The following is a 5,969-nucleotide window of genomic DNA, read 5'->3' as shown; positions in this document are numbered from 1 at the left end:
GCTGTCCAGGGCGACCGCAACCTGCTGGTCGGAATCAAATAGCGCGAGTCTCCATCAGACCCAGGGCGCTTCACGATCGGAGCCGTCTCCGCGCTGGGCCAGCGGTCTCGGCCTTGCAGCGCGGCTGATCGGCGTCGAACGCTGAATTACGGTCTCGTGGCAGGAGACCTGGGAACCGGTCGGACCGGGCGTCTTCAAAGCGGCAGTCGCGTCACTGGGGGCGGCTGAGAGGGACCTTCTTCGCCGCACCGTTCCTTTGGATAGCACTACCGACGGGAGTGGCGCTCCACGTGGCGCGTATCACGGTGAGCGCGCCGCACGCGGATGGCGTCGATGAGAGCGAGGCTGCCCGTCAACACGAAAAGGGCAAGGGCGATGCTGAGGGGAATGATCGCATGGAGGTCCATGCTCACATGGTCCAGTCGATCGGAACAGCGGTCATCAGGCGTCGCCTCGTCTTTTCCACAGCGATCGGACTCCGAAACGGCCCGTCCCCTCGAGGGACTGAACCGGAATCGGTTCGGGATCCTCGGACTGCCATGAGACTTCCCGGATGCGAGGTTCGGCCGAGAGTTGGGTGACGGCGGAATCCAGCAGTGCCGACCCGTTTCCCTCGACCAGGATCTCGGCGTTGAGCCGTGACAGTTCGTGTCCCTTTTCGCTGCCCTCGAGGTGGCTGCTCATCGCTTGGACGATCACATCCGGCGCGGACAAGATCTCCGATAGTCTCGCACGCACCTCGGGCTCTTTCTCGTCTTCCACGAGCACTGTGATCACATATGCACCGATTGTGTCGGTTTTCGCGGCTGGCGCCCGGTCGACAAGCCGACCGAGAGGCCTCAAGAGCAGGTGGATCGAAAGCACGATACCTGTCGTAATGAGCGCCGGGACCACATGGCCGGCGGCGGCCTGGCAACCAACTGCGGCCGAGCACCATAGTGTCGCGGCAGTGTTGAGCCCCTGCACCGTAAATCCCTGCCGGAGGATCACCCCACCGCCGAGGAAGCCAACGCCGGAGACCACATACGCCGCGATCTGAAGAGGTGCTTGCGGGGTGCCGACTTGAATCCCGAACAAAACGAAGGACGCCGCACCAAGCGCGACCAGAGCCTGCGTTCTTAACCCTGCCGTACGGGAACGGTACTGGCGTTCCAGTCCGATAAGCATCCCGCAGCCCGCTGCCAACAGCAGCCGCAGGAGATAGTCGATATCGGTGAGGGTCATGACGGGACGCCCTTCTGCGCTCTGAGGTTAGCTTCGATGGTTAGCTGGTGTGGCGGCGTCGTTCCCGTTGCTGCCAGTCGTCGGGTATGGCCTCCTCGAGGGCGTCGTCGACGGTGATGATGCCGACGATCTCGTCCGCGTCATTGACCACGGGCAGACTCAGCAGGTTGTAGTCGGACATGAGGGTCACGACGGTCACGACGTCATCGGATGGGACCACGCTCACCGCCCCCGCTTCCGCAATATCCTTCAGCGACGACGTCGAATCCGCCTGCACCAAGGCGACGATGGTGACCGCGCCGCTCAGCTTCAGTCCGTCATCGGTCAGATACACGGTCGTCAGGGCCTGCGGTTGCTGGGTGCGAGCGGTCCGCACGGCGGCTAGAGCTTGCTCGACGGTCGCCGAGGCGGGAAGGGCGACGTATTCGATGCCCATCATCCCGCCCGCGCTGCGGCCCTGGTATCGCATCAGTCGCAGCACGTCCCGGCGCTGGGGCTCCGGCAGCGCGTCGACGACCGCCTGCCGCCGCTCCTGCGGGAGATCGAGCACCGCATCGACGACATCGTCCGCGTGCATCCGGCTGAGCACGGCCGCGATGTCGGCGGTGTCGCGGCTCTTGAGCACTTTCGCCTGCTCGTCGTCGTCGAGCTCCTCGATGACGTCGGCTTCGAGTTCCGGGTCTCCGTGCAGATGCTGGAACAGATCGTCGCGCTCGGGTTGCGTGGCGTCCTCGATCAGGTCCGCGATCTCTGCTGCCCGCAGTCCGTCGAACCTCTTCCAGCGGGCGCGGAGAGTCGCTGAGGGCGCGTGACCGATCAGGACGTCGAAGCCCTTCCAGTCGCGCAACGACGATTCCCCGGCCCGACGCCGTCCCAGCCAGTTCGGTGGCGTCACATCGAGCCCCGTCGCCGCCCACCCGGTCGGCGTGCGTTCCAGGCAGACGTCGTACGCGCGGACCAGGCGCGCGTTGCCCACGTCGACCAGCCGATGGCCGAGCACCGCCTCTTTCAGCAGTACCTCCCCCGGGCGGCGCTCGAACGGGCGAAGATCCAGGCGTGCGCTGCTGAGTACCGCGCCGTCGTCGGTGAGATCGCTCACGTCCGCGGCCGGGATGAACACGGAGGTCGATCCCACCCTCGCGACCAGCCCGGCGACCGAGGGATACCCCTCGAGGCCCAGCCGCACCACGATGTCCGAGAGTGCGCCGATGACGTTACCCCGTCCGTCTCTCACCGGCTTGCGGACGAGTCCGGACAGCATGCGGTGCTCGATGGTTGTCGATCCGTTCACAGCACTCAACTCCCTTCAGTTCCGATGGGATCGGTTCAGTGGCCCAGCGCCAGCTGCACCACGCGCACGATCACGAGGATCATAGCCAGCAGCAGATAGCCGCGCAGGACGGTCAAACCCAAGCGCCTCCCCGTGGACAGGCGCGGAGGGTTCAGCAGCGTCAGCGGTGGCATCCGCCACGCCGCGCGCTCGGCCCGCGACACACGCTCGGCCCGGGCGGCCGGGTGACGCAAGCGCCACACGGCGAACCCGGCTCCGACGGCGACCGACACGGCTGCTCCGACCACCAGGATGGTGATGATCTGGCCGCCCGAGACGCTCGGGAAGATCACGCTGACCGTGAGCACCAGCGACAGGATCACCAGGACCGCGATCACGGCCGAGGTGAAGACATTCAGCCACCGACCGTTCACCCACGGGCCGAGGACCTCTTTGTCGTTGCACAGCAGAAGGAGGAACACTGTCGCCGACGGCAGCAACACACCTGCCAGCACCTGCACGCCGACGGTGATCAGACCGAGCGGGCTTCCTGGCAGAACCACGATCACCGCGGCGACTACCAGCAGGCCGGCGAAAGTGGCGTAGAAGCCCTTCGCGTCCCGGATCTTGCGGTGCAAGGAATGCTTCAGCCCGAGCGTGTCGCCCAGCGCGTATGAGGTCGACAGCCCCACCGCCGCCGCTCCGATGATCGACGCGTCGATCAGCGCGACCGCGAACAGCATCCCCGCGATCCGGCCCACGTACTTCCCGAGGCCTTCCGCGACACCGAGCGCATCGGTGAAGTTGCCGAACTCCGGACGGCCGGCGAATACCGCGGCGGGCACGGACATCAGGATGGCGCCCCCGATCACGACGATCACGATCCCGATCCACACGTCGATCTTCTCGTACGACATGAACCGGGGTGTGATCCTCTTGTCGATGATGTAGGACTGCTGGAAGAACAACTGCCACGGGGCCACGGTGGTTCCCACGATGCCGATGATCAGCAGCACGACCGTGGACAGGTCGGCGCCCGCAGGAATCCCCGGCACCAGGAACCCGTGGGCGACCTCCGCGAACGACGGGTGGGCCATGATCGCGAGCGGGATGAGGATCAGCGACCCGAAGATCAAGAACATGCACAGTCGCTCGAACCTGCGGAACGAGCCCGTACTGGCCGCGGCGATGATCACAGCCGCCGCGATGATCACGCCCGGGACCTGGGGCAGCCCGAGGTAGCTCAGACCCAAGCTGATACCGATGAACTCGGTCACGATCGTCAGCGCGTTCAAGATGAACAGGTCGATCACACTGAACGCGCCCCAGAACTTTCCAAACCGTTCCAGGATCAGCCGGGCGTGACCCACACCGGTGACCGCGCCGAGCCTGAGCACCATCTCCTGGTTCACGTACAGCACCGGAACCAGCAGCAGAAGCGTCCACAACAACGACGTCCCGTAATTCTGGCCAGCCTGAGTGTAGGTGCCGAACGCGCCGGCATCGTTATCGCCGACCATCACGATCAGCCCCGGCCCGACAATAGCGAGCAGCGTCTTCAGCTTCGCCGACAGCTTCACCCGGGCCGCGTCATCCCCGACCGGGATCGTGCCGAAGGCGCCCTGGATATCGCCGACGTGCGCGGAATCCAACGCGGCGTGCTGCGAAGGGGTCTGCATAGAGGTCATGAGTCGTCGCTTTCGTGCCCGGCACCCGGGCGTGAGCAATCACCCTTCCGCCGCGTGCGCGACGAAAAGAAGAAGAAGAAGAAGAAGAAAAGAAGGGGCGCCCTAGCCCGACAGGCTAGAGACGAGCACTCTCCAGACGGAGCGCGAAGCGGAGGCGGGCCTTGTTAAACGCCTGATTATGATGGTCGTCCATCCCGTACCTCCCAGCTCGCGCACCCGAGCACCTCCAGGGACAGCCGCCAAGCGGCCTCGCCTCTCCACGTAAGACCTTTGGCACTCCGCGACGTCACCCGAACTCTCGGGAGCCAATCGGGGCGACCCCTTAATCCGGGGAAGCCTGTCCTGACCCGTGGCGTCTCTCGACATTTGGGGTCGCTGGCATCTGTTCGCGAAGGAGCCTCAGCTAACGATCGGCACCAACAGGCTGATTGTAAATACGAGAACCCAACCCACAGCAGCGGATTAAGCCCTCTTTCGCCCTTGCAGAAACAACCTTACATGCGCGCCTCCGGCGACGCCAGCAAGCCACGCCGAACCTAACCTGGCGCTTGGCGGAAAGATAATCGATTCGCGGTCGAGACCAGCCGCGCAAGCTGCTTCAGCTGCAGCTATCGACTGCCAACCGAAGCTGTCCGATCTGCGCAGTCGAGCGCCATTCCCGCCAAGAATTCGCACCGTCGCTCACGACTTGGCCCGGGATCGGGCCCACCGCGGCGATCGTCGTCAGGCCGTCGTCGGTCACCATGTGCTGCACCCCATCGGCCGGGGGTAGGGCAGACTCAGATCGTCCACGGACGCAGGATGCCGCAAAGTCGGCGACCACGCGGACTCACAGTCTCCAGGCGTTCCTCCGGGCTGAGGTAGACCTCGAGCGGAAACTGGACAATCAGTTAGTGCTTGGCCGGCCGAAGGCTGGGATCGGCAGGTCGACAGGGCCGCTTGGATTCATCCGACGGGCCTTCTCGCGTTTGAGTCGCAGATGATCGAGGGTTACTTCGAGGCCCTCGATCTCGCCCTGCCAGCCTTCGGCTTCTGCGCGCTCCCGCCGGGCGATGAGGTCTGATTCGAGGTCGTCGAGTCGGGCGATCATTTGTGGCTCGACGTGAAGCATTGGGCAGCGTACGCAGGCGTGTTCGTGGGCGCATGGTGTTCCGTAGGGCCGGCCGCAGGCTCCGAGCTCGACCTTGCGTCTGTCGAAGTGCTCCTCGAACTCCTGCCATTCGGAAACTGTTGTATCGCGGTACTCGTCCTGAGGCCGCAGTCGCCGGCGTCGGGTTAGGTGGAGCTGGTAGTGGCGGACCACGTCCTCGTCGAATACGGCGACATAGCCGCGTGTCGTTTGGAGGCTTGCGTGACCGAGGAGTGAAGCGCCCTGAGTTTGTTGGAGGCTCCTGACCTTGGAAACGAGGATGGGGTTATGCCGAAGGAACTGGCGTCGGGGAAGCCGACGACGCGTCGCTACTCGAGCGAGGAGAAGGCCGCCGCGGTGCGGATGGTGAGAACGCTGCGCGCCGAGCTCGGCGTCACGCAAGGAACGGTGCAGCGGGTCGCGACGCAGCTGGGTTACGGGGTCGAGTCGGTGCGGATGTGGGTCAAGCAGGCCGATATCGACGACGGCGTCACCCAGGGCGTGAGCAGCGCCGAAGCACAGCGGGTGCGGGAGCTTGAGCAGGAGAATCGGGAGCTTCGCCGGGCCAACGAGGTGCTGAAGCGGGCGGCGTCTTTCTTCGGGGCGGAGCTCGACCGCCACTACCGGAAGTAGTCGTCTTCATCGACGCGAACAAGGA

4 protein-coding genes, 1 pseudogene and 1 riboswitch are annotated in these 5,969 nt (G+C 64.9%); of the genes and pseudogenes, 1 reads left to right on the top strand and 4 read right to left on the bottom strand.

The window, feature by feature from the left end; translation table 11 throughout:
- Positions 1–441: 441 nt before the first annotated feature.
- The 4 genes from AC1ROW_RS22065 to AC1ROW_RS22050 form a co-directional block, all read right to left on the bottom strand.
- Entirely contained in the window at positions 442–1,224 is a 783-nt protein-coding gene (locus tag AC1ROW_RS22065) for an MgtC/SapB family protein (RefSeq protein WP_115697618.1), read from the bottom strand.
- Positions 1,225–1,264: 40 nt separating this feature from the next.
- Positions 1,265–2,485, bottom strand: coding sequence for a magnesium transporter MgtE N-terminal domain-containing protein (locus AC1ROW_RS22060; RefSeq protein WP_493021826.1), 1,221 nt, complete (start codon positions 2,483–2,485; stop codon positions 1,265–1,267).
- Between the two features lie 65 nt (positions 2,486–2,550).
- Complete coding sequence (locus AC1ROW_RS22055; protein ID WP_493021824.1) at positions 2,551–4,182, bottom strand: Nramp family divalent metal transporter; 1,632 nt, start codon at positions 4,180–4,182, stop codon at positions 2,551–2,553.
- Between the two features lie 248 nt (positions 4,183–4,430).
- Positions 4,431–4,600: riboswitch (M-box (ykoK) riboswitch) on the bottom strand.
- 468 nt (positions 4,601–5,068) lie between these two features.
- Positions 5,069–5,293: a hypothetical protein gene (locus AC1ROW_RS22050; RefSeq protein ID WP_493021822.1), complete on the bottom strand. Its 225-nt coding sequence runs from the start codon at positions 5,291–5,293 to the stop codon at positions 5,069–5,071.
- A 306-nt stretch (positions 5,294–5,599) separates the two neighbouring features.
- Here AC1ROW_RS22050 and AC1ROW_RS22045 point away from each other — a divergent pair.
- Positions 5,600–5,969: pseudogene (locus AC1ROW_RS22045) on the top strand (transposase); the annotation flags it as partial.

This window comes from Leifsonia sp. GW821-FHT13C09, assembly GCF_058806435.1.
This window is presented reverse-complemented; position numbering and strand designations above follow the sequence as displayed.

Coding starts and splice junctions, on each gene's coding strand:
- AC1ROW_RS22050 (WP_493021822.1), bottom strand. CDS start 5,293: ATGCTTCACGTCGAGCCACAAATGATCGCCCGACTCGACGACCTCGAA.
- AC1ROW_RS22060 (WP_493021826.1), bottom strand. CDS start 2,485: ATGCTGTCCGGACTCGTCCGCAAGCCGGTGAGAGACGGACGGGGTAAC.
- AC1ROW_RS22055 (WP_493021824.1), bottom strand. CDS start 4,182: ATGACCTCTATGCAGACCCCTTCGCAGCACGCCGCGTTGGATTCCGCG.
- AC1ROW_RS22065 (WP_115697618.1), bottom strand. CDS start 1,224: ATGACCCTCACCGATATCGACTATCTCCTGCGGCTGCTGTTGGCAGCG.